The organism is Hymenobacter chitinivorans DSM 11115 (genome assembly GCF_002797555.1).
Lineage (GTDB): Bacteria > Bacteroidota > Bacteroidia > Cytophagales > Hymenobacteraceae > Hymenobacter > Hymenobacter chitinivorans.
Genome location: NZ_PGFA01000003.1, coordinates 145520 through 171614, shown reverse-complemented (window position 1 = coordinate 171614; position 26095 = coordinate 145520). Strand labels below are relative to the sequence as shown.

25 protein-coding genes are annotated in these 26095 nt (G+C 60.5%); 18 read left to right on the top strand and 7 right to left on the bottom strand.

All coding sequences use genetic code 11. The annotated features are described in order from the left end of the window. The first annotated feature begins 133 nt into the window (after nucleotides 1–133). From hemW to CLV45_RS17835, 4 genes are all read left to right on the top strand, one after another. Nucleotides 134–1282, top strand: coding sequence for a radical SAM family heme chaperone HemW (gene hemW, locus CLV45_RS17850; protein WP_100337837.1), 1149 nt, complete (start codon nucleotides 134–136; stop codon nucleotides 1280–1282). A 122-nt stretch (nucleotides 1283–1404) separates the two neighbouring features. Then, nucleotides 1405–1824: a hypothetical protein gene (locus CLV45_RS17845; protein ID WP_100337836.1), complete on the top strand. Its 420-nt coding sequence runs from the start codon at nucleotides 1405–1407 to the stop codon at nucleotides 1822–1824. A 38-nt stretch (nucleotides 1825–1862) separates the two neighbouring features. Next, nucleotides 1863–2522 carry an alpha/beta fold hydrolase gene (locus tag CLV45_RS17840; RefSeq protein ID WP_157807622.1) on the top strand — a complete coding sequence of 220 codons (660 nt, stop codon included), beginning with the start codon at nucleotides 1863–1865 and terminating at the stop codon, nucleotides 2520–2522. Nucleotides 2523–2656: 134 nt separating this feature from the next. Further along, on the top strand, nucleotides 2657–3415 hold the full coding sequence (locus CLV45_RS17835; protein ID WP_100337834.1) for a cyclase family protein: 759 nt from the start codon (nucleotides 2657–2659) through the stop codon (nucleotides 3413–3415). 105 nt (nucleotides 3416–3520) lie between these two features. Here the strand turns inward: CLV45_RS17835 and rpmA are convergent, their stop codons facing one another. Both rpmA and rplU read right to left on the bottom strand, forming a co-directional pair. Then, on the bottom strand, nucleotides 3521–3799 hold the full coding sequence (rpmA, locus tag CLV45_RS17830) for a 50S ribosomal protein L27 (RefSeq protein ID WP_100337833.1): 279 nt from the start codon (nucleotides 3797–3799) through the stop codon (nucleotides 3521–3523). 104 nt (nucleotides 3800–3903) lie between these two features. Further along, a complete protein-coding gene (gene rplU, locus CLV45_RS17825; protein WP_100337832.1) occupies nucleotides 3904–4209 on the bottom strand; it encodes a 50S ribosomal protein L21 in 306 nt (101 codons plus the stop codon). Between the two features lie 482 nt (nucleotides 4210–4691). Here rplU and CLV45_RS17820 point away from each other — a divergent pair, with 482 nt between their 5' ends. Continuing rightward, a complete protein-coding gene (locus CLV45_RS17820) occupies nucleotides 4692–5651 on the top strand; it encodes a ribonucleoside-diphosphate reductase small subunit (RefSeq protein ID WP_100337831.1) in 960 nt (319 codons plus the stop codon). A 71-nt stretch (nucleotides 5652–5722) separates the two neighbouring features. Further along, a complete protein-coding gene (locus CLV45_RS17815) occupies nucleotides 5723–6013 on the top strand; it encodes a hypothetical protein (RefSeq protein WP_100337830.1) in 291 nt (96 codons plus the stop codon). An 83-nt stretch (nucleotides 6014–6096) separates the two neighbouring features. Here CLV45_RS17815 and CLV45_RS17810 read toward each other — a convergent pair whose 3' ends face one another. Beyond that, nucleotides 6097–9609: a T9SS type A sorting domain-containing protein gene (locus tag CLV45_RS17810; protein ID WP_100337829.1), complete on the bottom strand. Its 3513-nt coding sequence runs from the start codon at nucleotides 9607–9609 to the stop codon at nucleotides 6097–6099. Nucleotides 9610–10068: 459 nt separating this feature from the next. Between CLV45_RS17810 and CLV45_RS17805 the strand changes: the two genes are divergently transcribed. The 4 genes from CLV45_RS17805 (at nucleotide 10069) to CLV45_RS17790 (ending at nucleotide 14643) form a co-directional block, all read left to right on the top strand. Continuing rightward, a complete protein-coding gene (locus CLV45_RS17805; protein ID WP_100337828.1) occupies nucleotides 10069–12447 on the top strand; it encodes a ribonucleoside-diphosphate reductase subunit alpha in 2379 nt (792 codons plus the stop codon). A 147-nt stretch (nucleotides 12448–12594) separates the two neighbouring features. Next, a complete protein-coding gene (locus tag CLV45_RS17800) occupies nucleotides 12595–12885 on the top strand; it encodes a hypothetical protein (protein ID WP_100337827.1) in 291 nt (96 codons plus the stop codon). Nucleotides 12886–13238: 353 nt separating this feature from the next. Beyond that, nucleotides 13239–13820 (top strand): hypothetical protein, encoded by a 582-nt coding sequence (locus CLV45_RS17795; RefSeq protein WP_157807621.1) that lies wholly within the window; start codon nucleotides 13239–13241, stop codon nucleotides 13818–13820. Between the two features lie 367 nt (nucleotides 13821–14187). Continuing rightward, a complete protein-coding gene (locus CLV45_RS17790; protein WP_100337825.1) occupies nucleotides 14188–14643 on the top strand; it encodes an SUKH-3 domain-containing protein in 456 nt (151 codons plus the stop codon). Nucleotides 14644–14933: 290 nt separating this feature from the next. On the opposite strand, the gene CLV45_RS17785 is transcribed toward CLV45_RS17790, so the two are convergent. Beyond that, the gene (locus tag CLV45_RS17785; protein ID WP_100338253.1) at nucleotides 14934–15251 is read right to left on the bottom strand and encodes a cyclic-phosphate processing receiver domain-containing protein; all 318 of its coding nucleotides are present in this window, start codon (nucleotides 15249–15251) and stop codon (nucleotides 14934–14936) included. A gap of 326 nt (nucleotides 15252–15577) precedes the next feature. Here CLV45_RS17785 and CLV45_RS17780 point away from each other — a divergent pair, with 326 nt between their 5' ends. The 4 genes from CLV45_RS17780 to CLV45_RS17765 all read left to right on the top strand — a co-directional run bounded on the left by CLV45_RS17780 (nucleotide 15578) and on the right by CLV45_RS17765 (nucleotide 18731). Next, nucleotides 15578–16273 carry a hypothetical protein gene (locus CLV45_RS17780; RefSeq protein ID WP_100337824.1) on the top strand — a complete coding sequence of 232 codons (696 nt, stop codon included), beginning with the start codon at nucleotides 15578–15580 and terminating at the stop codon, nucleotides 16271–16273. A 226-nt stretch (nucleotides 16274–16499) separates the two neighbouring features. Next, complete coding sequence (locus tag CLV45_RS17775) at nucleotides 16500–17162, top strand: outer membrane beta-barrel protein (protein WP_100337823.1); 663 nt, start codon at nucleotides 16500–16502, stop codon at nucleotides 17160–17162. A gap of 358 nt (nucleotides 17163–17520) precedes the next feature. Beyond that, entirely contained in the window at nucleotides 17521–18144 is a 624-nt protein-coding gene (locus tag CLV45_RS17770; protein WP_157807620.1) for a hypothetical protein, read from the top strand. A 23-nt stretch (nucleotides 18145–18167) separates the two neighbouring features. Continuing rightward, on the top strand, nucleotides 18168–18731 hold the full coding sequence (locus CLV45_RS17765; RefSeq protein ID WP_100337821.1) for a glycosyl-4,4'-diaponeurosporenoate acyltransferase CrtO family protein: 564 nt from the start codon (nucleotides 18168–18170) through the stop codon (nucleotides 18729–18731). A gap of 253 nt (nucleotides 18732–18984) precedes the next feature. On the opposite strand, the gene CLV45_RS17760 is transcribed toward CLV45_RS17765, so the two are convergent. Both CLV45_RS17760 and CLV45_RS17755 read right to left on the bottom strand, forming a co-directional pair. Next, nucleotides 18985–19866, bottom strand: coding sequence for an SDR family oxidoreductase (locus tag CLV45_RS17760; protein WP_100337820.1), 882 nt, complete (start codon nucleotides 19864–19866; stop codon nucleotides 18985–18987). Nucleotides 19867–19979: 113 nt separating this feature from the next. After that, complete coding sequence (locus tag CLV45_RS17755) at nucleotides 19980–20903, bottom strand: helix-turn-helix domain-containing protein (RefSeq protein WP_100337819.1); 924 nt, start codon at nucleotides 20901–20903, stop codon at nucleotides 19980–19982. 268 nt (nucleotides 20904–21171) lie between these two features. Between CLV45_RS17755 and CLV45_RS17750 the strand changes: the two genes are divergently transcribed. From CLV45_RS17750 to CLV45_RS17740, 3 genes are all read left to right on the top strand, one after another. Continuing rightward, entirely contained in the window at nucleotides 21172–22038 is an 867-nt protein-coding gene (locus CLV45_RS17750) for an alpha/beta hydrolase (protein ID WP_100337818.1), read from the top strand. Nucleotides 22039–22180: 142 nt separating this feature from the next. Next, nucleotides 22181–23446 (top strand): M48 family metallopeptidase, encoded by a 1266-nt coding sequence (locus tag CLV45_RS17745; protein WP_100337817.1) that lies wholly within the window; start codon nucleotides 22181–22183, stop codon nucleotides 23444–23446. Nucleotides 23447–23574: 128 nt separating this feature from the next. After that, nucleotides 23575–24198, top strand: coding sequence for an Hsp20/alpha crystallin family protein (locus CLV45_RS17740; protein WP_100337816.1), 624 nt, complete (start codon nucleotides 23575–23577; stop codon nucleotides 24196–24198). A gap of 198 nt (nucleotides 24199–24396) precedes the next feature. On the opposite strand, the gene CLV45_RS17735 is transcribed toward CLV45_RS17740, so the two are convergent. After that, nucleotides 24397–24798, bottom strand: a complete 402-nt coding sequence (locus CLV45_RS17735) for a nuclear transport factor 2 family protein (RefSeq protein ID WP_157807619.1) — start codon at nucleotides 24796–24798, stop codon at nucleotides 24397–24399. A gap of 282 nt (nucleotides 24799–25080) precedes the next feature. On the opposite strand from CLV45_RS17735, the gene CLV45_RS17730 reads away from it, so the two are divergent. Further along, nucleotides 25081–26073 (top strand): pectinesterase family protein, encoded by a 993-nt coding sequence (locus tag CLV45_RS17730; protein ID WP_100337814.1) that lies wholly within the window; start codon nucleotides 25081–25083, stop codon nucleotides 26071–26073. The last annotated feature ends 22 nt before the right edge of the window (nucleotides 26074–26095 follow it).

Genomic DNA, 26095 nt, shown 5'->3' with positions numbered 1-26095 from the left:
CGAAAACGCGCTTTTAATTTCCCGAAAATACGGCGTCGGGCCCTTTCGGCAGCCCGGGCAGTGAACGAAGCACCGGCCCGGCGCTGTTTTCCAGCGTTACCCGACTTTTCCGCGGGGCGCTTTTCCCTTTTCCATGGCTGGCATCTACCTCCACATTCCCTTCTGCAAACAGGCCTGTCACTACTGCGACTTCCACTTCAGCACGTCCATGGGCCTGAAAAGCAAGCTGGTCGACGCGCTGGTGCGGGAGCTGGAAATCCGCCGGGACTACCTGGGGCCGGCCGCCACGCTGGAAACCATCTACTTTGGCGGCGGCACGCCTTCCTTGCTGACCGAGGCCGAGCTGAATACGCTATTCGAGGCTATTTACCGGCATTTCCCGGTTAGTCCGCAGGCGGAAATTACCCTGGAAGCCAACCCCGACGACCTGACGCCGGCCAAGCTGCGGGACTTGGCCGCCTCCCCCGTCAACCGGCTCAGCATCGGCCTGCAAAGCTTCCACGAGCCCCACTTGCGCCTGATGAACCGCGCCCACTCGGCCCAGGAATCCACGACGGCAGTGCGCACGGCCCAGGACGCGGGCTTCGAGAATATTTCGGTGGACCTGATTTACGGCGTGCCCGCCCCCGACCATAGCCTGTGGGAGCAGGATATGGCCGCCGCATTTGCCCTGCAGGTGCCCCACCTGTCGTGCTACGCCCTCACCATCGAGCCCGACACCGTGTTTGGCCGCCGCCTGCGCAAAGGCTCGTTCACGGCCCCTCCCGACGACTTCGTGGCCCAGCAGTTTGAAATGCTGCTCCAGAACCTGCCCGCCCACGGCTACGAGCAGTACGAAATTTCGAATTTCTGCCGGCCCGGCCGGGAGTCGCGCCACAACTCGAACTACTGGCGCGGCGTGCCCTACCTGGGGCTGGGCCCGAGTGCCCACTCCTTTAATGGGCACAGCCGGCAGTACGCCGTGGCCCACAACCCGCAGTACGTGAGCAGCGTGCTGGAGCAGGGCGTGGTGCCGGCCACCACCGAAACCCTCTCGCCCACCGACCGCGCCAACGAGTACCTGATGACCTCGTTGCGCACCAGCCGGGGCTGCGACCTGGACTACCTGCACCACACCCTGGGCACGGACCTACGCACGGCCCGGGCCGCCTACCTGCAGGAGCTGGCGCACAACGGCTGGGCCACCGTGCACGGCTCCCAGCTGGTGCTCACCGACCGGGGCAAGCTACTGGCTGACCAGATTACGCTGGAGCTGTTTCTGGAGCCGGAAGCCCAGAGCTAGTTCTGTTTTCGACGTTGCGCTAACGTCTTACTTCTTAGCGGCTTGCCGAAACGGGCCGTCAAAATCGGGGAAATCTGCGTAATCAGCTTAGTTCGCGGCTTGGATTTACGTATGTTCAGAAGATGAAACGCCTCGTTGATGCTCTTGTGGATGACACCGACTTTTTCGTCGAGCAAGTCCAGATTACGGCCATTGTCTTTGATAACACCGACGACGTGACGGTGTGGGCCACCACGTTTTTTGACGACGACATCCACTTCTTCCACTTAGGACTGCAGTTTCCCACTCTCGATTTGCTGCTGCGCCTGGCCGGCTCCCGCGCCGAGGCTCTGCAGGAGCAGATTGCCGACGCCCTGGCCACCGTTACCGACTGGCCCTGCCTGCTGGAGTATACCACTGAGGATTCCCCGCCCGTGCCCCTGGACGGCGTGGCCCTAAAGCTGTCCTGCACCTACCCCGCCGACGAGCCCGAGGACGACGAGGACAGCATGCCCCACAATATATTTTACCTGGAAGGCGTGTTTATGCGCCTGGAGCCGTGAAATGGCTGCTTCTCGCGCTAACCCTAACCTGCTGCTCCGTGCCTTCTGCTGCCCGCGTCTTCTACCTGATTCCCGGCCTGGGAGCCGATGAGCGGGTATTCCAAAACCTGTTGCCCCTGCTCGACGGCGAGGCCCACGTAGTATACTGGCTGACACCCGAGCCCACCGAAACATTGCCTCACTACGTGGCCCGCATAGCCCAGGCCGTGCCGCCCGACCAGCCCTGCTTCGTGGTGGGCGTCTCGTTTGGGGGTGTCGTGGCCCTGGAAATTGCCCGGCTGCGCCCCCGCGCCCGCGCCGTGCTGGTATCCAGCATCCCCGACGCCGACGCCCTGCCCCGGCTGCTGCGCGTTATCCGGGCTACCCGGGTCTATAAGCTGGTACCGCCCCAGCTGCTCAAGCTCTTTCCCCGGGCCGGGCAGTGGTATTTCGGGGTCAATAATGGGGAGGAGTACCAGGTTTTCAAGCAGATTCTTAAGGACATGGAACCCGCCTACACCCGCTGGGCTATCGACCGGCTCCTGCACTGGGACAGTACCAACGTAGGCCGCAGCATCCAGATTCTGGGCTCCCACGACCGGGTTTTTCCGCCCGGCCCCACGCCGGTGGAGTACCTCATTCCGGGCGGCACCCACTTCATGATTCTAAGCCACGCCCCCGAAATCAGCCGGATTCTCAACGCCCTGCCCGCCGAGTAGGCTGGTAGTAGTCGGCTTGGCCCAGCCAGCTTAGTGCAGCGGATAGCTGGTTACGATGGAGCTACAGCCGGTTGCTTACCGGCCGTAGCGTTAGGCGCTTATCTTCGGGCCATCCTCGCCGCTTCACTCAGCCCATGTCTGCTACCTATTCCCACCACGGCCGCACGTTTTCTTTCGACCCCACCACCCCGCTCGACATTTCCCTGCCCCTGGCGCCCGGCCCCGGGCAGGTCAACTGCTGGTGGGCCGAGCCGGTAGAGTTCGAGACGATTCGCGTGGGCAGCTTCGTGGGCAGCGTGGCGCTGGGCGGCAGTACCAACTACCAGCGCGTGCACGTCACGCCCCACGGCAACGGCACCCACACCGAGTGCTACGGCCACATCAGCCCCGCGCCCGAGGCCACGCTCAACCGCTGCCTGCGCCGCTTCCTGTTCGTGGCCCAACTCATTTCGGTAGCTCCGCGCAAACAGTCGAATGGCGACCTGGTAATCCTGCTGGCCGATGTGCAGCCCCTGCTCGAAGCGGCGGCCGTAGCGCCCGAGGCCCTGGTGCTGCGCACCTTGCCCAACGAGCAGGCCAAGCGCCACCGCCAGTATTCGGGCACCAACCCCACGTATCTGGAACCGGCGCTGGCCCACTACCTCGTGGCCCATCATATTGAGCACTTATTGCTCGACTTACCCAGCGTCGACCGGGAGGAAGACCAGGGGGCCTTGCTGGCTCACCACGCCTTTTGGCAATATCCCGAGCGCACCCGCACCCATTGCACCATTACTGAGCTCATTTTCGTGCCCGACGAGGTGCCCGATGGGCTGTATTTGCTCAACCTCCAAATCACCAGCCTGGAGCTGGATGCCAGTCCCAGCAAGCCCGTACTGTATCAGCTTACTTAGGCCTGAGTTCGGCGCTTCGCAAGAAAGCAACGCAAAAAGGGATAGCCCGGTAGGACTATCCCTTTTCTGTGTCAAACCAGCTCCAGAGAGCGGCGACGAAGTTACTTAAGCAGCAGCTTCGGTGGTTTCGCTAACCGGAACAACCGTTACGAACGAACGGTCCTTGCGGCCTTTGCGGAACTGAACCGTGCCGTCCACCATAGCGAACAGCGTGTGGTCCTTGCCGATACCCACGTTCTGGCCGGGGTGGTGCTTGGTGCCGCGCTGACGCACGATGATGTTACCAGCAATGATATCTTGACCGCCGAAGATCTTCACGCCCAAGCGCTTAGAATGAGATTCGCGGCCGTTGTTGGAGCTACCTACGCCTTTCTTGTGTGCCATTGTATTTAGTACTTAGTGCTTGGTTATCAGTGCTTAGAATGTCGCGTTAGAGCCGAGCGACGCTGGAGTTATCCAGGCACCAAGCACTAACAACTAAGCCCTAATTAGCCGATGCTGTTGATCATTACTTTGGTGAACTGCTGACGGTGACCGTTCAGCTTCTTGTAGCCCTTGCGGCGCTTCTTCTTAAATACCAGCACCTTGTCGCCCTGTACGTGCGACAGGATGGTGCCCGTTACGGTTACGTCCAGCGTGGGCGAACCAATGGTGATGGTTCCGTCGCTGTCGGTCAGCAGGGCTTTGCCCAGCTCTACCGTATCGCCGACGTTGCCAGCCAAACGGTGGGCGTATACAAATTTATTGGCTTCGACCTTGGTCTGTTTCCCGGCTATGTTGACAATTGCGTACATCGGCGTCTTCGCGGTTTCTGAAAAATGGAAGGCAAAAGTAGAAGTTCCATTTCACAAAAGCAAGCCTAACTCGTTAATCATCATTCACTCGGGTGGGCTGCCAGCCCCCACACCTACCCCACGCGGTCCGCTGATAGTCCCTTAAGGAACGCCTGAGCGGGTGTGCGCATACTAAATTTGTGGATAAACTATCTTGTCCACAGGTGAAATGTGGATAACTTTTCTAAAATCGGGGTATTTGCACCCTTCCGGGCCCATTATGGGAAAGGCCCGCCCGGTGGATGTCCGGAAGTCATACAGAAAAATTAGCGGAGAAAAAACGTGAATACGGTCGGGCCGAGGTTTATATTTGATGCTTCGACCCGGCGCAGCAGCCCCAAAAAGCGGCCAAACATTTCGCCCTGGCCCGGGGTTGGCTTAGCTGTTCTTCCTGCCTGTTCAGGTTTTGTTAGAAGTTCTTTCCACGCCTTACTTCCCCCGCCATGGAACCCTTGCTCGTCGAGAATCCCAACCGCTTTGTGCTCTTCCCCATCCAAAACGACGATGTGTGGCAGATGTACAAGAAGGCCGAAGCCTCCTTCTGGACCGCCGAAGAAATTGACCTCTCCCAGGACCAGAAGGACTGGGACGGCCTCAACGACAACGAGCGGCACTTCATTTCGCACGTGCTGGCCTTCTTTGCCGCCTCCGACGGTATCGTCAACGAGAACCTGGCCGTCAACTTCATGCAGGAAGTGCAGATGCCCGAAGCCCGCTGCTTCTACGGCTTCCAGATCATGATGGAAAATATTCACTCGGAGACTTACTCCCTGCTGATTGACACCTACATCAAGAATCCCCAGGAGAAGGACCGCCTCTTCAACGCCCTCGAAACCGTGCCCTGCGTGAAGAAGAAAGGCGAGTGGGCCCTGAAGTGGATCAACTCCGAGAACTTTGCCGAGCGCATCATTGCCTTTGCCGCCGTGGAAGGCATCTTCTTCTCGGGCTCGTTCTGCTCGATCTTCTGGCTCAAGAAGCGCGGCCTGATGCCGGGCCTGACTTTCAGCAACGAGCTGATTTCGCGCGACGAAGGCCTGCACTGCGACTTCGCCTGCCTGCTCTACAGCTACCTGCAGAATAAACTCTCCGAGGAGCGGGTGCACAGCATCATCCGCGACGCGGTGAGCATCGAGCAGGAGTTCGTGACCGATGCCCTGCCCGTGAACCTGATTGGCATGAACGCCAAGAGCATGGCCCAGTACATTGAGTTTGTGGCCGACCGCCTGCTGCAGAGCCTGGGCTACAGCAAAATCTACAACTCCACCAACCCCTTCGACTTCATGGAAATGATTTCGCTGCAGGGCAAGACCAACTTCTTCGAGAAGCGCGTGGCCGAATACCAGAAGGCCGGCGTGATGAGCGAGCGGACCGAAAACGCCTTCTCCCTCGACGAGGACTTTTAAGTCATTGATACGATTTGATTTCAATTCGGCCCGTTGTTAAGTGCAGCGGGCCGTTTTTGTTGGTAGCACCAATGGATATTCCCCCAACTACATGGGCCCGGGCCAACGAGGCTATTGCCGGCCTGCACCCTTGGCTTAATGAGCAGACGGCCGCGCAAATCAAGACCCGGTACGGACTTGCTACCTATGCTTTGGTGCAAGACGCCTACCACACAGCGCTGGACTACCCGGTTGACTGGACGAAGGAAGCCTTGGACACTGTGCTGCCGCAAGTAGAGCACCGCCTGCGGCAGATATACCCATTTCTCACCAACGAGAGTATCCGGCGGCTAAGTGGCTGCTTCGCCTACGCCTGGCAATAGAGTACCGCGCAAACGCAAAAAGCCCCCGACGCTAGCCAGGGACTTTTTGTTTAAGACGCTGCAGTGCAGACCTTTGGTAGTGGCTACTGGACAACCACGCGCTTGGCCACCCGGAAACCGGCCGTTTGCAGTTGCAGCGAGTATACACCCGCCGCCAGCTTCCCGATGTTGAGCTCGGTGCGGATGCCGGCCGCGCCCTGGGGCAGCTGCCACTGCTGCACCTGCTGGCCCAGGCTATTGACCAGAGTAGCCTGCAGGATTTGCCCCGCGCCCACCGCAGGCATTACGAGCGTGAAGGAAGTATGGGCCGGGTTGGGGTACACCGCTACCTGAGCGGCTTGTGCCGACTGCGTGCTGGTAACCGTACCAGGGCGGAACCGCAGGCTGAAGCGCGAACCAGCCGAAGCAGTAGGCAGGCTGAAGGAGTAGCCCGCCCCCTGGCGCAGGTCCGTCAGAGTGCCGGTTTGGGCATCCTGGAGCAGCACTTGGGTGGTAGCCGGGAAGTTGAGTAGCTGGCTGGCCGTGAGCGTAAAGCTTCCCGCCGCGGCACCTTCCACACGCAAGGGCACTACCACTTCGCTCGTGAAGGGCGGCAACCCATTGATGCTGAGCTCCTGCGCACCGGCGGTAGTAAAGAGACTGGCACCGCTGGTATTGCGCAGCTTGTAGGCGTCGTAGCTAGCATCAGCAACGACGGTAGCCCCTTCCTGGAAGTAGACGTAGGCTTCGTCGGAGCCGGCACCAGCGCCGTTTAACGTGAGCTGCAACTGGGGGCGGGTGTCCGTTGTGGGTCGGTTAAAGGTAGGCTCGGCATCAAAGCTCGTCACCCGGTTGGCCGTGCCCAGCGTCAGGCTTCCCGTTTGCCCGGGGGCCGCCACACGCACGAAAAAGGCTTGCCCGGCGGCAATCAGTGGGGAGGCCCCCACCCCGTTGCTATAGCTGCGGTAAGTGCCTTCGTAGGGGCCCGTGCTTTGAAACACGTACACGGCCTGCCCCATGTTGACGAGGTTGGCACTGGTTAGCGTCGCCCAGTTAATAGGCGACGGGAAGGGGTTGCCCAGCAGGTGCCAGCCCGCCTGGGCGCCGGCGCCGTAGGTGAGGCCCGTGGCCGTGTGCGTACCCGAGCGAAATGAACCCGTAAAGTCAACCAGCTCAGTAGCCGGAATCTGCACCGTGAAGCCGCGCAGGTTGTCGTTCATCGACTCCGCCAGGCTAGCCGGCGAGGCATAGCCCTGAGTAAAGTCGTCGGCGCTGCCCGTGGCAGGTACGCGGCTTTCGTCGTAGCGGAATACGGTGGGAAACGGCGTGACGGTGTTGCCCACTGTGTTGTAGTCGGCATTCACCACCGGCGAATAAGTTGCCGTGGCCAAGTCGGCCAGGGTGTTGCCGGTAACCGGGCTGGCGTAGTGCCGGTAGCCCGACTGCCCGTTGCGGGTGGGGCTGATGTAGCGCTGCATCGTGCCCGGGCCCGTCACTACGCCGCCAGTGTTGTCAATCAGGGCGGTGCCGGCTGGTCCGGAAAGCAAGGTCAGGGCCTGGCCGTTGGTGAGCAGGTCGCCCTGGCTCAGGCGCAGCACCTGGGCCACGCTCAGCGGGCCCGACAGCGTCAGGGCGCCGCTGGTCTTGTTTACAGTCAGGTCGCGCACTTGCGTGGGCAGGCCCGAGCCGGTCACCTGGGCGCCGCTGCCGCTGTATTCGTAGCTGGCGGCGGGGCTGAAGGAGCGGCTGCCGCTGAGCTGCACGGCGCCGGTGGTGCCGGTGCTGGCAATGCCCTGGGCGTCGCAGATGCGTAAGGTGCCCTGGGCGGCCAGCACGAAGCTGCCGCTGCCGGTAACGGGCTGGCAGTTGGTATTGAGCACGCCTTTGCGCTTCACTATGAGCGTGCCGTTTACCGTGAGCGGGCCGGTCAGGGTGGCCACGCCGCTGCTGTCGATGGTTACGTTCTGGTACGTGCCCTGCACGTCCTGCGCGCCGGTTACTACCAAGTTGTTGAGCGGCGGCGTATCTTCCAGAATAGCCACGATCGGCCCGGCCCCGTTCAGCGTCAGGGAGCCGAAGGTGGAGGTAGTGCTACCCACCCTGAAGGTGGAATAAATTCGGTTGCCTTGAATGCTTAGCTGTTGCCCACTGTAATCATCCGGAGTGTCGGTACCACTGCCGCCTACTCCCTGTACCCAGGCCCAGTTGGCGGCAGTGCCCGAATCAACCAGCTTGCCTAAGAAGGTGTCTCTCGTGCGGGTAGGGGAAGTGCCGGGCAACGGCAACGAACCAATCATCATGGCGCTACTATTGGCCGCATCATTGGCGTAAGAGCCCAACACGTACACGTTAGACCCATTAGCTTCCAGCCCACTAACCCCATTGGGGCCTATGGCCGAGGTGGCCCAATCCCAGCTAGACGTAGTGCCTAAATCAGAAAGCTTGGCGACAAAAAAGTTTTCGTTGGTCCCGGCAGAAGGGACGGAAGCGTTACCAAAATGGACGCCCTGCGAGTTATTATTTGACCGCCCCCCCACGTACACGGAGCTTCCGCTAACCGCCAACTCGTAGGCCTGGTCAAGGTTGGTTCCGCCTCCAACCGCAGCCCAAACAAGACTGCTGGTCGCGCCGGCATCATTGTACTTCGCCACGTACACGTCCTCTGAATACTGCGCGGTGGCACCCAGTACAGGGGTAGCCGTAGCCCTGGATGAGCCAAAGTGTAGTTGCGTCCACAAACCGCTTATGGCATAGCCAGAGTTATTGGCCTTACCGGCACCTACCAGATACACGCTATTGCCACTCACGGCTACTTCTCCGCCTAGTACATCATCTTGGTCACCACCGGCGGTTTGCAACCAGGCCCAGTCCGCGCTGGTACCCTTATCAATGGCTTTGGCTACGAAGTTGTCCATACCGAAGTCATAGGCGCTAAAAGTGCCATTGCACATGGTAATGGGCGTGTAGTACTGGAGGTAGTAACCACCTACCGAACCTGCAATGTAAATATTAGCGCCATTGACGACGATATTATAAGGTCGGTTCGGCCCGTTACCAGCTCTTTTGGCCCACACCCAGTTGGCACTGCTGCCGTTGTCGGTCAGCTTGGCAATAAAAGAGTCAAAGCGGACATCCGTATTCGGCCCGGCCACCACGATGCTGCCGAAGCTGACCGGCTGACCAGTAGTTCCGTTGCCATTCATGGCCCCAACCAGGTACACGCTGGAGCCTACTACGGCCAAATCAACCCCGCTTTCTGCGCCGGTGCCCCCAGCCGCTATGGCCCATACCCAGCTTTCGGTAGTCGTGTTCCATTTGGCCACAACAATGTCTTTCGCCGTACCGACCGAAGTCAGGGTGGTGGCGCCAAACGTCACTTGGCCGGTGAAAGAACCCGTGACGTAGATGTTGCCATCGGCATCGGGGCAAGGCTTACCGGGCAAATACGAACTGCTGGCACCCAGCGTGGGGCGGCCCACAAAGCCTTTCCAGGTTTGGGCCTGAGCCTGGTACGCGTTGCCGCCCAGCAGCAGGGTCAGTAGGGCCGTTGCGGCCAGCCACTTGCGGGTTGGAGCCCACGCTGTTCGGGCGGGCCAGAAGGGTAAATACGGTTGCATAGGGTAGTAGTTAAAACGGAAAATACACGGAACGGAGAATCAAACAAGCAAGAGATACTGCCGGGCCAGCCTGCGCACAGCGGCGGCCATTTGCGGAAGGTAGAATCGTTCCTGCTATATTCCTATTATCCCGCTGTAGCCCGCCGGCTAAGCCCACCGCACGGAGGCTCTGCCGAAGCTCACGCCTACCAATTTTCCGCAAAACGAGCAACCCAATTTCGCAAGCTTAACATAGTCTTGCTGCTAGGCTTATTAGCAAGGAAAACCCCTTATACTGTGCGGTTTCGGCTAATGTGGAAAACTTCTAAACTTTCCGTTTGTCCTACCCAACGGAAGCGGATATCTTCCGCATCAAGAACACCGGATTAGTTCCCCGGCACCCTGCTTTTTGCACGTAGTCCCCGCCCTTTCACGGCGTGGTGTATTCCAACCATAAATCCAACACAACCTCGCACGCTTATGCTGGTAATCAAACGCGACGGCCGCCGCGAATCCGTGAAATTCGACAAAGTCACGGCACGCATCGAGAAGCTCTGCTACGGGCTCAACCAAAACTTCGTCTCCCCGATTGAGGTAGCCAAGAAGGTTATCGACGGCATCTACGACGGGGTAACGACCGTGGAGCTCGACAACCTGGCGGCCGAAACCGCTGCTTCGCTCACCACCAAGCACCCCGACTACGCCATCCTGGCGGCCCGCATTGCGGTGAGCAACCTGCACAAGGTGACCTCGAAGTCGTTTTCGAGCACCATGAAGCGCCTCTATACCTACGAGGACCCCAAGACCGGCGAGAATGCCTCGCTGATTGCCAAGGACGTGTGGGAGATTGTGCACAAGCACGCCGCTACCCTGGACTCGGCCATTATCTATGACCGCGACTACAGCTACGACTACTTCGGCTTCAAGACCCTGGAACGAAGCTACCTGCTGCGCGTGGATGGCAAAGTCATTGAGCGCCCCCAGCACATGCTCATGCGCGTGGCCATCGGTATTCACAAGGAGGACATCGAGTCGGCTATTGAAACCTACGAGCTGATGTCGGAACGCTGGTTTACCCACGCTACGCCCACGCTGTTCAACGCCGGCTCGCCCAAGCCCCAGCTCAGCTCCTGCTTCCTGCTCACGATGAAGGACGACTCCATCACGGGCATCTACGACACGCTGAAGAACTGCGCCCAGATTTCGCAGTCGGCCGGCGGCATTGGCCTCAGCATTCATAACGTGCGCGCCACGGGCTCCTACATCAAGGGCACGAATGGCACCTCCAACGGCATCATCCCGATGCTGAAGGTGTTCAACGACACGGCCCGCTACGTAGACCAGGGCGGTGGGAAGCGCAAAGGCGCCTTCGCCATCTACATCGAGCCCTGGCACGCCGATATCTTCGACTTCCTGGACCTGAAGAAAAACCACGGCAAGGAAGAAAACCGCGCCCGGGACCTGTTCTACGCCCTCTGGACCCCCGACCTGTTCATGAAGCGGGTGGAAGCCAACGGCGACTGGACGCTGATGTGCCCCAACGAGTGCCCCGGCCTGGGCGACACCTGGGGTGAGGAATTCGAGAAGCTGTACGCCAAGTATGAGCGCGAAGGCCGTGGCCGCCGCACCGTGAAGGCCCAGGACCTGTGGTTCGCCATCCTGGAAAGCCAGACCGAAACCGGCACGCCCTACATGCTCTTCAAGGATGCCGCCAACAGCAAGAGCAACCAGCAGAACCTGGGCACCATCAAGTCGTCGAACCTGTGCACCGAGATTATGGAGTACACCGACGAAAACGAAATTGCCGTCTGCAATCTGGCGTCGCTGGCTTTGCCCCGCTTCCTGAAGGAAGAAGGCGGCCACCTGGTGTTCGACCACCAGAAGCTGTATGAGGTGACGTATCACGCCACCAAGAACCTCAACAAGGTAATCGACATCAACTACTACCCCGTGCCGGAAGCGGAGCGCAGCAACATGCGCCACCGCCCCATCGGCCTGGGCGTGCAGGGCCTGGCCGATACCTTCATTGCCCTGCGCATGCCCTTCGAGAGCGACGAAGCCACGGGCCTGAACAAGGACATCTTCGAAACCATCTACTTCGCGGCCATGACGGCCTCCAAGGACCTGGCCAAGAAGAACGGCGCCTACGAAACCTTCCCCGGCTCCCCGCTGAGCAAGGGCAAGTTCCAGTTCGACCTCTGGGGCGTAACGCCCGAGTCGGGCCGCTGGGACTGGGAAACGCTGCGGGCCGAGGTAGTCGAGCACGGCGTGCGCAACTCCCTGCTGGTAGCCCCCATGCCGACCGCCTCCACGGCGCAGATCCTGGGCAACAACGAGTCGTTTGAGCCCTACACCTCCAACATCTACGTGCGGCGCGTGCTCAGCGGCGAGTTTATGGTGGTGAATAAGCACCTGCTGAAGGACCTGGTGAAGCTCGGCATCTGGAACGAGCAGATGAAGAACGACATCATTGCCGCCAACGGCTCGGTGCAGGACATTCCCACCATCCCGCAGCACATCAAGGACCTGTACAAGACGGTGTGGGAGATTTCCCAGCGCCGCATCATTGACATGTCGGCCGACCGGGGTGCCTACATCTGCCAGAGCCAGAGCCTGAACCTGCACGTGCAGAACGTGAACTTCGGCAAGCTGACCAGCATGCACTTCCACAGCTGGAAGAAGGGCCTCAAAACCGGCATGTACTACCTGCGCACCAAAGCCGCCGCCGACGCCATCAAGTTCACGGTGCAGAAGCAAGCTGCCGAAACCCTGGAGCCCCTGAACGTATCGGCCCAGAACGCCTCGGACATGGCCTGCTCCTTGGATAACCCGGACGCCTGCGAGGCCTGCGGGTCGTAGGGCGGGTAACGGCTAGTGTAGCCCCTCCGTAAACAGGACGAGACTAGCACCCAAGAAAAGCCGCCTCAGATAGGGCGGCTTTTCTTTTTTCTTGGTAACAAGTTCCGGGTGCCAGACTAATCTGAGTACACTTCATACTTTGCTTCTATGTTCGGGAACTACGAAATTGACTTCGCCAAAGTCAACTTGCACTGGATTAACAGCGTCAGTATTCATTTGGATGAAATAACCCATCTGCTCGAAGTTGCGGAACGTGCCCAAACATACTTGCGGACGAATGGACAGATTGAAATCGTAGGATATACGAACCACCGAAAGTTTATTGCCGTTCTTTATACCGTTGTCGGACAAACGCTTGTCATTGACGACGTAGAGCTCCCCCGTTATGAAACCATCCAAGACGTTGTCCTCCGCCGACTCGCCGAAGAATCCGAGTAACCTTTCTATGAACGGTAAGACCGACGAAGAATGGGTAGCTGGCCGCATTAGCGGCCCTCTGTCAAAGCGGGAGTTGTTTGCGTACTTAAAGAAAACGGGCAAGCTCCCTCCTGATGCCCAATACCGGTAGCCGCGGCTGTAGCACGATAAAGCAAGCCGCCGAAACTTTGGAGCCTCTGGACGTATCGGCTCAGAATGCTGCGGACATGACTTGCCCGCTGGATAACCCGGACGCCTGCGAGGCCTGCGGCTCGTAAGGGAAGGCCGTAAATCCTAATTAACTAATCGAAAGGCTGCTATTCAAGCTATGAATAGCGGCCTTTTGACATTATACTCCGCTAACCCATTCACCTATGGCGCTTAATAAAGGCTGGCTGACAGCTGCCTTCTGCTGCTCACTTGGTTTGAGCAACTGCACATCGACTCCGGACAAAGCTACTCCGCTGGGGTTTCATGATTACAGTTTGGAAGTAGAGGACACTAGCCCAATGGGCGGGGTACAATCTGCCTTCAAGGTATCGATTCCGGATGCCTGGGTCCGGCAGCAGGGCCAGCCGACTAGCTACGCGACGTTGTATCACTACTCCCGTTACTACACCGTGGAGCAACCGAAAGGCTGGATGCCGAGAACCCGCCAAGTACCTATGGACACGGTACGGATGGCGCTGAGCCGAGCGTACGTCGATACTATCTACCAAATGACTCGCGGGGTTTTCGCTATTGCTGCTTCCCCTGAACTCTATAACCTTAAATACCCGCTGCAACCTTCTTCACATGACTTGGATAACTACCTAATCGTGCGCTTTTCTCAACCAGCCTATGGTGGCCCAACCATGCAGTGTTCCGGCTACGAGGAATACAATTGGGCGGCTTATTCCCTGGCTAAGTATCTACACCGGCTTAAAGCAAGGCTCCTGCCAGCTCATAAGAATTAAGCTTCAACTGGCGCGAGTTTAGCGCAGCATAACTCGTGCCCAGTAACACCGTGGAGGTTGTACCTTTCGCCACAGTCGCTCGGCTGTGCCGAGTGACGCTTACACCGGAGCGGCTGTGCCGCGAGGGTCCCGCGCCGCTTGGGTTATTGATGCACAACGCCGCTGAACGATGTAGAGACGCATACTTGCGTCTCATTGTCCGCGCCGCAAGCACGAATCTCGGTCAACGATTGAGACGCAAGTATGCGTCTCTACACCCAGGCGGCGCGGGCGGATTCGCAGCAGAGCTGCTCAGAGCGTAGTCGTCACTCGGCACAGCCGAGCGACTGCGCGAGGAAATAATTCAGCCCAACTTACCAATCCATTTATGCCTCCCTTATCCGCTTCTACTCAGAGCCTATTGATAAAGGCCGGATGGCAACCCGGAAGGCACATCATTACCCTGCGCTACCGGTTGGCCCTTTCCCTCGAAGGATATCCGTGGCTTCCCGTAGTTGAGAAGTTCCTAAGCGAATTTGGAGGCTTGCGGATAACGTTTCCCCGGTACGATGGGACAGATACTTTCCACTTCGATGCCGCCGACGCAGCAGCTGGTATAGACGTGTACTGGGTGCAGAAGAACTATGCACAGCGGCTCGGTACCGACAAGCTTTGCGTGATAGGGGAAGCCTATGGCAGCCATTTACTGCTCTTCATGAGTGACACTGGCAAAGTATACGGCGGCTATGATGACATCCTCTGCTTCATTGCTAGCAGTGGAGAAGAGGCTATTGAAGCTATTTGCCAGTGTAAGCCGACACAGGATATTCCAGATCTAGAATAACTCCCCCACCCCCTGCAGTCGCTCGGCTATTGCTGAGTGACGCTTACGCTGGAGCGGCTGTGCCGCGAGGGTCCCGCGCCGCTTGGGTTATTCATGCCCATCGCCGCCTGCGTGTAGAGACGCATACTTGCGTCTCATTGTCCGCGCCGCAAGCACGAATCTCGGTCAACGATTGAGACGCAAGTATGCGTCTCTACACCCTGGCGGCGCGGGCGGATTCGCAGCAGAGCTGCTCAGAGCGTAGTCGTCACTCGGCACAGCCGAGCGACTGCGCGAGGCTGCCGCGAAGGTTAGCGTAAGCCCTGCTTAAACTTCAGGAAGTTTTGGAGCAGGCGGTTGATGTTCTCGGCTCCTACCGGGTTGGCCGAGTGGACGTTGAAGTTTTCGACCACCAGATCATTTTCGACCAGCCACTTGGCGCAGTCGTAGCCGCTTTTCAGTTCGCAGTCGTGCTCGTCGTCCCAGCCCAGGTCATGGTCGAAGGATATTTCCTGGGGCAGGCCGAGTTGGTTGATAGTCGCGACAAACTCATCGAAGCTCCTTACGACGGTCCAGCCCTCTCCCTTCGGCGTGCGGATATCATCTAGGTATAGTTTGTAGCCTGGCATGCGCTGAAACGGAATGATAGTGTGGGAAGCTCGCAAACATACGGCCGGTAGAAACTCCTCACCCCTCTCCTACAAAAGTTTCCAAGCCCTGAGGAATCCTCACGGCTTGGAAATTTTTATTTATACCCGGTGAGGATTCCTCACGGCCCGGAAACAATCGTTGGCAGACCGTGAGGAGTCCTCACGGTCTATATTTTTTTGTTTGGGTCGAGTGAGGATTCCTCAGGGCTCTAAAACATTTGTTTTCAGGCCGTGAGGATTCTGCTTGGGAATAGATAAGCAGAACGGTATATTCCTGACGTTGTATCCTTTAACCCCTTTTATCAATGTCTAGTAAAGCTACCGAGTCGGCCGCCGCGCCCACTGAACCCACCAAGTCCGTGAACCGGGCCAGCCAACTACCCACTTCGGCCATTGCCCTGGCGGAAGTAGCCACGAATGCCGCCAAAGCCTGGCAAGCCTCCGAGCTGCCCGTGCTGCTCTGGCTCAGCAAGACCGACTTTGCCGCCCAGGCCGCGGCCTTCGCCGAGAGCCGTGACGAAGCCGATGCGGCCGGTGATGCCCGCACCCCGCAATCCAGGCGCCTGCAGACGTTGGACACGCTGCTCAACCAAAGCCTGCGCTACGTGAAAGGCTACCTGGCCGAGGCCAACGACGACAAAAAAGCCTACTACGGCGAGTTTGGAATCGAGAAAGTAAACAAGTCCTATCAGCTGCCCCGCCACCGCACCGAGCGGGTGAAGTCGCTGGATAAGCTGCTCAAGGCCCTCAAGGCGCACAAGTTCGACAAGAACAAGTACGGCACCGCCCACTGGGAGCCGCTAATAACCGAGTACAAGGCCCTGGTGAAGGACAGCTCCGATACCAGCGGGGAGCGTAGCGGCAAGGTGAGCAGCAAGGACCAGGGCGAGGAACAGGTGCGCAAGGCCCTGCGCGCCCTGATTCACCACATCAAGGCCCAGTTCCCGGATACGTTCGAGGCCAAGCTCCGGGAGTTCGGCTTCCAGAAGGAAAGCTACTAGGAGCGGCGGGGGCTCCTGCCCCACGGGGCGGGCCGCGCGCCACTCGTTAGCCGACGGGGAGGTGCAAATGGCCCCGCCCGGCCCCCCGCCGCCCGAACACCCCGGGCGGCGGGGCTAGGCTTACCGGGGCGCCGGGCCGGGTTAGAGCGGCCTTCTTCCGCTCCTTTCCCTATCCTGCAACCAACATTCTACCTCCAGCCGAGCCCAATTTTTCAGCTCTATCGTTATGGCAACCACCTTGTATGCCCGGGTAGCCGCCGCCGGCACCTTGTTCCTGCTAAGCGCCAGCGCCTGCCGGGCCCAAACTCCCGACCCCGTCGGCTACCGCTGGTACGTGGGAGCCGACCCAACGCTGGAAATCCGGACGGTGGCGGTGGAGGACAGAAATGGGCAGGGCGTTTACTTGCTGGGCACCACCCTGCACGCGGGGTACGAAATCTTGCCGACGCTGACCCTGCAAGCGGGCCTGTTTCACGGGCGCGGCGGCAGCCTGGACGATAATTTTGCCGACGACGGCACTCCCAACTACGTGGCCGAGACCTTTAAAGAATCCGTGTGGGGCGTGCCCGTGCTGCTGCGGGTGCGGTTTTCCGAACCCACCCGCCGGTTTCAGGTCGATGCGTTGGCGGGAGTCAGCTTCTACCATATCCGGCAAACCAAGACCTACAATAAGCTGAATACCTACGTCAGCACCGACGGCTGGACTCCCATCGTTTCCCAGGCCCAGGCCTGGAACAGCTATTACACCTTCGGGTTCGGCTTTCGCTACGTCCTGAATCGTCGATGGAGCCTGGGCACTGATCTTACGGCCAGTGGCAACCTGTACCAACGGTGGCCATACGGTTTGGGCTCCGGGGCGACTCTGGGGGCGCGCTACTATTTCCACTGAGCCCGCCTGGCAGGGGAGCAAGCGTAGCCGGGCCCCGAGACCCTAACACCGCGCCGTCGGGAGGCACCCAGGCGGCGTGGTTGTTCTTGTCCTTGGGCTCGTCCGGCGCGCCCTGAGTTACCATCCCAAGGCCCAGTTTGCGGGCACGTTTGAAGCCAGGCTTCGGGAGTTCGGGTTCCAGAAGGAGGGCTACCAGGGCTGCAACCTTTACCGCCAAGAGCCGCTCCTAACCAGAAGCAGCTCTTGGGTTGCCCTAACCGCACCCTCACCCGAGTTGCCACCTTAGCCAGCACTGCACGGGGTTTGGTAGCAATATAGGGGCCGGCTATGTATCGTTTTACTTGTATCGAACTTCCCTATGAGGCCTCTTTTCGCGCTCCTACTCACGGCTGTCACTATTGCCTTGCCCGCCTGCGCCGACAAATCCGACGCCGACCAGGCCCCGCAGCCGGCCGCCGAAACCCGGATGCAGCGGGAGCTGCGGTATCCGCTGACGCCCTCCACCCCGAACGGCGACACGGTATTGGTGCTGCAAAGCGGCTACCCGGCCGAACGGATTAAGGCCACGGCCATGGGCCCGGGCGCGCTTATGTCGTCGTACCAGGGCCTGCAAATCGTGCTGGAGGTGCCCGACCAGGCCGAGCAGGTACGCCTGATGGTGCCGGCCACCCAGCTCGGCGCCGCCTGGACCGGCACTCACCCGTTCTACCTCTACAGCATCAACCAGCTGGGTGCCGGCGGGGCCTACCTGGTGGGCCCCGCCGTGGCCCGGCCCCTCATCGATACCTACTTCAGTGCCCTGGGCAGCGGCTCGGTCACCATCAGTAAGTACGACGCCCGGGCCCGGCAGGTCTCCGGCTCCTTCGTGCTGCGGCAAATCAGCGTCTCGGACCCCGGCGCCCTGGCCGGCTTGCCCGAGCCGCTGCGCAAGAAGTGCACGGTGGCCGTGACGGGCACGTTTGTGAACTTGCCGGTGCAGTAACCCGGCCCCACCGGTCTGTTGCCATGCCTACTAGCCGAAACCCCGCCGCTCCCTCGGCCGCCCTGGTACACGCCCTCAATGCGGTACCGAGCGTGCTGTGGTCGGGGCTGGCGCTGGTCCCGCTGAGCGTGTTTTGCTACCAGCACATGGCCCGGCCCTGGCTCTGGGCGCTGCTGGGGGTGAGTCTGCTGGGCTATCTGGTACCCCAGGCGTGGTTTCGGCACTGGCAGCTGAGCCGCTCGGCGGCGGTGTACCGGCGGCTGGGGGTGCCGGTGGTAGGGCGCTTCACCCAGCACGGCACGTTGGTGAATACGTTGCTGCGCCGCCGCTACCCGCAGTACCGGCACGTGCCCCACCGGCGGGCGGTGCGGGCCCTGGTGGCAAACAGCTACCACATGGAGCGGTTCCATGTAGTGCTGCTGGTGTTCTTTGGGCTGGTGAGCCTCTATGCGTTGGCCCACGGCTACTTCGGCTGGGCCGCGCTGCTGCTGCTGACGAACGTGGGCTACAACCTCTACCCGGTGTGGCTGCAGCAGTACCTGCGCCTGCGGGCCCCGACTGTCGGGGGCCCCGCCGGTCCGCGCTAAAGCCTGGCTTACCACAAGCCGGATGGTTACCGCCCCACCCCGGCCCAGGGCCCGCACGCAAGGCTGGCTTGTTTTCCGGCTGAGCAAGTCGGGACGCAGGTTTAAATGACCCGGGGGTAGTTAAATAACGCCGCCGGGGAGTTTTTCCACTTTCCAGGAGTCTCTACAAAACAGAGGCAGCCGGAATGATTTATTCCGGCTGCCTCTGTTTTGGCCTTTTGCTCAACGGGCCGGGCTACTATTACTGGGCTACTCAGACCCCGAAATAGTGGCCCTGCTCCAGGTCGGCGAGCAGGCCGGGGTGGGTGGGCTGCCAGCCCAGGCGCTGCCGGGTGAGGGTGTTGGTAGCGGTCAGGTCGAGTCCCACGAAGCGGGCCATCCAGCCGAAGTGGTCGGGAGCTTCCGCCGCCGTTTTGGTCACGACGGGCACGCCCAGGTGACGGCCGATGAGGGCGGTCAGGTCGCGCAGGGCAATGCCTTCGTCGGCCACGCCGTGGTAGCGGGCCCCGGCCTGCCCCTGCTCCAGGGCCAGGCGGTAGAGGCGGGCAGCGTCGAGGCGGTGCACGGCGGGCCAGCGGTTCAGTCCTTCGCCCACGTAAGCCGCCACGCCTTTTTCGCGGGCAATGTTGATGAGCGTGGGCACAAAGCCGTGGTCGTTCCGGTCGTGGACGGAGGCGGCCAGGCGTATTACTATGGCCCGCACGTCCTGCTCGGCCAGGGCCATAGCCGTCGGCTCTGAGAGGCGGGGCAAAGCGACGGGGAGGTCGTCCTCAGTAGCGGGGCGACCCGGGGCAAAGCCCGCCAGCCCGGCCGTGACGAGCAGGGGCCGCCCGGAGCCAGCCAGCACCTGGCCCAGGGCCTCAATAGCCAGCCGGTCGGTTTGGCCGGCGGCCTCGTACTCCTGGAAGTTGTGGTTGAAGGCGGTATGAATAACGCCGTCGGCGGCCTGGGCCCCGCGGCGCAGGCTGTCCAGGTCATCGAGGGAGCCGCGGTGTACCTCGGCGCCGGCCGCGGTCAGGGCCTGCGCGCCCGCCTCGGAGCGGGTCAGGCCGAGCACCTGGTGGCCCGCCCCGAGTAATTCCTGAACAATGGCCGAGCCGATAAAGCCCGTAGCGCCGGTTACGAAAACTCGCATGTGATATGGTTCTTTAGAGAGTAGTAGTTTTTTACCCTGCAAAGGACCGGAGCGCGGGCCGCCGCACCATTGCGCGAGTCAAACCATCTGCTGCAACATTCAAACAACGGGGGCTAGCTGCGGAAGTCGCCGGGGGTAAGGCTGGTCTGGCGCTTGAAGAAATTGCAGAAGTGGGCCACGTCGGTAAAGCCGAGGCTGTCGGCAATTTCGGAGACGGTCCAGGTGGTTTGCTTGAGCAGCATCCGGGCCTCCTGGGTTACCCGCCCGCCAATGAGCTCGGTGGTCGTGTGGCCGGTGGTTTCTTTGAGCACCCGGTTGAGGTGGTTGACGTGCACGGCCAAGTGGTCGGCGTAGTCCTTGGCCGTGCGCAGGCGCAGCTGCTGCTGGGGCGCGGCCAGGGGAAACTGCCGCTCGAGCAGCTCGCCAAACAGGCTGGTGAGCCGGGCCGCGGCGCTGTGATTGGGCGCCGCAGCCGGGGCCGGCTGCAGCTTCTGCCCGCCGTGCACCAGCTCCCAGAGGTAGGTGCGCAGCAGGTCGTACTTATAGGCGTAGGTGGAGGTGATTTCCCGGGCCATTTTCTCAAAAACGGCCTCCACGGCGGCATATTCGGCATCATTCAGTGCCAGTACTGGCTGCCCGCCGGGCTGGAACATCGGGAGTTCTTCCAGCACCACCCCGCTGCGGCCGGGCAAGAGAAACTCCTCGGTGAAGATGCAGAAGTAACCGCTTTGCTCCAGCGTGTGCGGCAGCCAACGGTAGGGCACCCGCGAAGAGGCAAACCACAGGGCCTGCCGCTCGACTTCCACGGCCTGGTCGGCGTACTCCACCCGGCTACGGCCCCGGATCAAACTCATCTTGTAGAACTCCCGCCGGTCGAACGACATCTGGGGCCGGTTGGGGTAGGTCCGCATCAGGTCTTCCACCCGAAAGATGTTGAAGTGGCCCACTTCGTGCTGCCCACCCGCGGCGGGCCGGGGTGTAGCCTCGGTGGGGGCCCGCAATTTGGCGTAAAAGTCTTCGAGGGAGTTGGGTTTCATACCGGACGACTTGGCTACTGTATAAATCAAAGGTAGGGCATCTACCAGCAGCCGGCGTAATAAGTTTGAACAGCAAGGCGGCGCAGCTCCCCTCAGCACCACCCCGACTAGCTGGTAGTTTGTCGAAAATGGGAAACAGCCGGCGGGCTCCCGCCCTGTTCAGTTGGCGGTTGTTTGTTTTGCGCGCTTTTGCTTAACTCGGAGCAGCAACCTCCTGCCCAGCGCCGCGGCTGGGAGGTTGGATATCTGCTTCTTATCCGTTACCGCCATGCCACTGCCCCTCCGCTACCATCTGTCCGCCCTGCTTGGCTTTGCCGCTTTGCTCACCAGTAGCTGCCAGGGTAACTCGGCCAACTCCCCCGCAGGCGGCGGGCTAGCCGAGAGCCTTACTCCCGACACACTGGAATGGGTGGGCCAGAAAACCCAGCGCCTGCACCTGCGCGCCTTCCGTAGCCCCAAACTCACTTCCCGCCCCACGCTGGTGGTCATTCTGCACGGCGACGCGCCCTTTCGCCCACCGGAGTACCAGTACACCCTGGCCCGGCAATTGGCCGCCACCTACCCCAACGTAGTGGCCGTGGGCCTGCTGCGGCCCGGCTACACCGATGCGCAGGGGCAGCAGTCGGCCGGCACCCGGGGCGAGGCTACCGGCGACAACTACACCGCTGCCGCCGTCGATGCCGTGGCGGCCGCCCTGCGGGAGCTGCGGGAACATTATCACGCGGGCCGGGTCGTCGTGGCGGGTCATTCGGGCGGAGCGGCCATAGCGGCCAACGTGCTGGGTCGCTACCCCGACCGGGCTGATGCAGCCCTGCTGGCTTCCTGCCCCTGCGACGTGCCCCGCTGGCGCAGCCATATGCTACAGCTGGAAGAAGGCAAAGCCATCTGGAAAAAGTCGGTGCGCAGCCTCTCGCCCCAGGCCTTGGTTGGCAATGTGGACGTGACCGTGCCCATTACCCTGGTTGTGGGCCAGGCCGATTCGGTAACGCCGCCGCGCTTCAGCTGGGCGTATTGGGAGGCTTTGCACCAGCGGCGCAGCCTCGCCAAATTAGTGCAGCTCCCCGGCCAGGGCCACGAGCTATTTCTGCTACCGGCAGTGCGCCAACAAATTGGGCCGCTGCTAGCCAGTCGGTAGCGGCAGTTTTTACTGTTTCCCCGCTTCAGCCCGATGGTAGGCAACTGCGGCCCGCACCTGCGCATCTGGGTTTTAGAATATAGCTCCGCTCCCTGCCGCCGCAGGAGGGCACGTTACTAGTTGTATCTTTTCATTTGCTTGTATGTCCCTATTTACCAAACGCCAGTTGGGCGTCGGTGCCCTGCTTCTGCTGCTGACCCTGCCGGTGCTGGCTGCCCCTTCCCCCGATTCCACTGCCTTCAGCGTAGAGGCCGCCACCCAGCACTACCTCAACACCCTGACCACGGCCCAGAAAGCCAGCTCCGATGCCTATTTTGAAGGCGGCTACTGGCTGCAGCTCGGCAACCTGCTCTACGGCCTGGCCCTGGCCGCCGTGTTCTTGGTCCTGGGCCTGTCCCGCCGTATGAAGGCCTGGACGCAGCGCCTGCCCACCAAAGTGCTGCCCACGTGGGCCTACATTGCCCTCTATATACTACTGGCCCACCTGCTGAGCTACCCGCTGAATATCTACGACAACTACGTCCGGGAGCATCAGTACGGGCTGTCGAACCAGAGCTTCGGCCAGTGGCTGACCGATGACCTGAAGAGCTTGGCCTTGTCGGTGGTGGTGGGTAGCGTGGCGGTGCTGGTGCTGTACGTGGCCATCCGGCGGGCGGGCCGCCGCTGGTGGGTGTGGGCTACGGCCCTGGCCGCGGGATTTCTGGTAGTGGCCGTATTTGTGTCGCCGGTTTTTATCAGCCCGCTGTTCAATAAATACACCCCGCTGCCCGACGGCCCGGTGCGCCGCCAGATTCTGAGCATGGCCCGGGCCAACGGCGTGCCGGCCGACAACGTGTACCTGGTGGATGCCTCCCGGCAGAGCAAGCGGATCAGCGCCAACGTGAGCGGGCTGGGCTCCACTATTCGAGTGTCGCTCAACGACAACCTGCTCAACCGCTGCACTCCGGCCGAGGTGCAGGCCGTCATGGGCCACGAGCTGGGCCACTACGTGCTCAACCACATTCCCAAGATGCTCATCTTCTTCGTGCTCATCGTCGGGCTGGGGCTGGCCTTCGTCGACTGGGCCTTTCACCGCCTGCTGGGCCGCTACGGCACACGCTGGGGCATCAGTAGCATCGGCGACGTGGGCGGCCTACCCCTGATAGCCGCCTTGTTCGGGGTGTTTACCTTCCTGGCTCAGCCCGGCTTCAACACCATCATCCGAACCCAGGAGCAGGAAGCCGACGTCTTTGGCCTGAACGCCGCCCGCCAGCCCGACGGGTTTGCCTCCACGGCCATGAAGCTCTCCGAGTACCGCAAAATCAGCCCCACTCCGCTGGAGGAAGTCATCTTCTTCGACCACCCCAGTGGCCGCACCCGAGTCCTGACGGCCATGCGCTGGAAAGCCGAGCATCTGCAGGACAAATAGGCCGGCGGGTTCGGCTAAAATGAGTTCAAATGACCAGAAAAACCACTTTCTGAAGTGTAACTACCGGTTTTTTGCCCGCGTATTAAGGCCGCTTGTATTCGTTTGTTTCACTTCAAACCTGTACGACCATGGCTATTCAAAAGTATCAGGATTCGTTTTCGGATCTGGCTTCGTCAAGCTTCAGCACGATGCTCGACCGGTTCTTCAACGACTCACTGGCGGCGCGGGGGCGCGTGAATAGTTTCTCTCCCCACGTAGATGCCTACGAAACTGAGAAGAGCTACGAGATTGAGGCGGCCCTGCCCGGGCTCAAGCGCGAGGATATCAAGGTGGATTTCCACCAGGGCCGCTTGACCATTGCCGGGGAGCGGCACTTCCGCAACGAGCAAAACCAGCGCCGCTACCACGTGGTAGAAAGCTCCTTCGGCTCGTTTAGCCGCTCCTTCCAGCTGCCCGATACCGTCGATGCTAGCGGCATTCAGGCCGCTTTTGAAGACGGTGTGCTGCGCGTGAGCGTGCCCAAGGATGAGCAAAAAACCCGACGCCACCAGATTGAGGTGCGCGGCGGACAGCCCCTGAGCAACGCCAGCACCTCGGGCGCCGGGGCGGGCCGGATGTCGGAGCGCGTGGGGCAAGAGGCGACCGATGTGCCCGTGCAAAATGGTCCCACCGGCACCGGTGGGCCGGACGACAACGCGGCGGCCGCGCCCGAAATGGCCGGCACTGAGCCCAGCAACGGCGTGGGCTCCTAGTTCCTGTTCGATACTGCTCCGTTACCAACAAGGCCTTTCCAGAGTGGAAAGGCCTTGTTATTAGGGCATGCTTAAGCCAGTGGAAATTGAACTACGCAGCGGCGGCCCCAAGCCAGTGCCACACTACCGCGCCGCAGATGGACTAAACATATAGAACAATCAATACTTTATATAATTCAATTTAACACCATCACGCTATTAAAAGGCTTCGTAGCAGGGGTATCGGCGCTGCCGGAAGATCTTGCCGTCCTTGAACTCGAAAACCAAACACAGCTGCGACGCTAGGCGTTGCCCCCGGGCCAGGTCCATTACGTCGCTCAGCACCGTGGCCTGCCAGTGGCCCTCCACGATTAGCGTGTCGTCGGCGCAGAGCTGAGTGCGCTGTACCTCGAAGTGGGGGTCGTGCAGTAGTTCCCGCCCAATGCGCAGATTATCGATAATATCGCTGAATGTGCGGCGCTGCATGGTCTTATACAGCGCATTAGGGTATTCGGTCTGCACCACGTCGGGGTGGAGCACCGCCGCATACGCGGCCGGATCAGTCGTGAACGAATCGACCAAGTCGAAATAGGCGGTGACTACGGTAAGCAGGGAATTCATAGAGCAGGGAAATGACGAGCCGCTCAAGATAGATACTGCATGGCATAGTGCCGCCATCCTCGCTGGCGGGCCTTCGTGCCCAGCACCAGAGCCCACCCTTGCAGTAGGGCGGGGCCAGGGCGCCCCTCCGTTCTTTTTTATAACCGCCGGACTTTGATACAACTTCCTTTCCTCCTATTTTGCTTCACCAATTCCCCGACCCTGCGCTTAGCGCAATTTCTCACACCTATCCAGCAATCATTTTTGTCAAATCCATGATTATTTCTACCTCCCCCGCTTTCCATGAAAAAGCTCCTCTTCGTTTGGCTGCTCCTCTTCTCCTCCTGTGTTGCTTTTGCTCAAACTAATCAACTGGTAGTAGCCCAGGACGGCAGCGGCACCTACACCACGGTACAGGCCGCGCTGGATGCCGTGCCGAAAGGCAATGATATTCCGATTACCATCTTCATTAAGAAGGGTACTTATAAGGAGAAGCTAAACCTGGCCAAAAAGCAGAACTTCGTTAAGCTGCTGGGGGAAGACCTCAACGAAACCGTCCTCGTCTACGACGATTACAACGGCCGCCAGACCGACGCCGGCGAAAAGCTGGGCACCTCCGAAGCGGCTAGCTTCCGGGTTTTTGGCAACAACTTCACGGCCGAGAACATTACCTTCCAGAACTCGGCCGGCCTGGCTGGTCAGGCCCCGGCCATGTGGGTCTACGGCGACAAGGCCCGTTTTATCAACTGCCGCTTCCTGGGTTTCCGCGACACGCTCTACACCTACGGCTACGGTAGCCGGCAGTACTACAAGAACTGCTATATCGAAGGCACCACCGACTTTATCCTGGGTGCCGCCACGGCCTGGTTTGAAGACTGCACCCTGTTTTGCAAGCCCAAGGGCACCTGCATCACCGCCGCCTCCACCCCCGACAGCATCGGTTTCGGCTACGTGTTTCAGCGCTGCAAGGTAGTCGGCGACGCGCCCGAGGAGTCGTATTTTCTGGGCCGGCCCTGGAAGCCGGCCGCCAAAACCGTGTTCCTGAACTGCGAATTGAGCAACGTCATCAAGGCCAAGGGTTGGGACCACTGGGGCAAGGAAGACAACAAGCAGGACGCTTTTTTTGCCGAATACAAGTCGAAAGGTCCCGGGGCCGGGGCCAAGGGCCGTACGGCCTGGTCGCGGCAGCTCAATGTCGACCAAGCGGCTTTCTACAACTACGAAACCGCGTTGCGCGGCTGGAATCCACAATCGGAAGAGGCTACAGTGCCCTCTTTGAGCACCACGCAGCCCTAGGTAAGGCAGGGGCAGCAGCCGG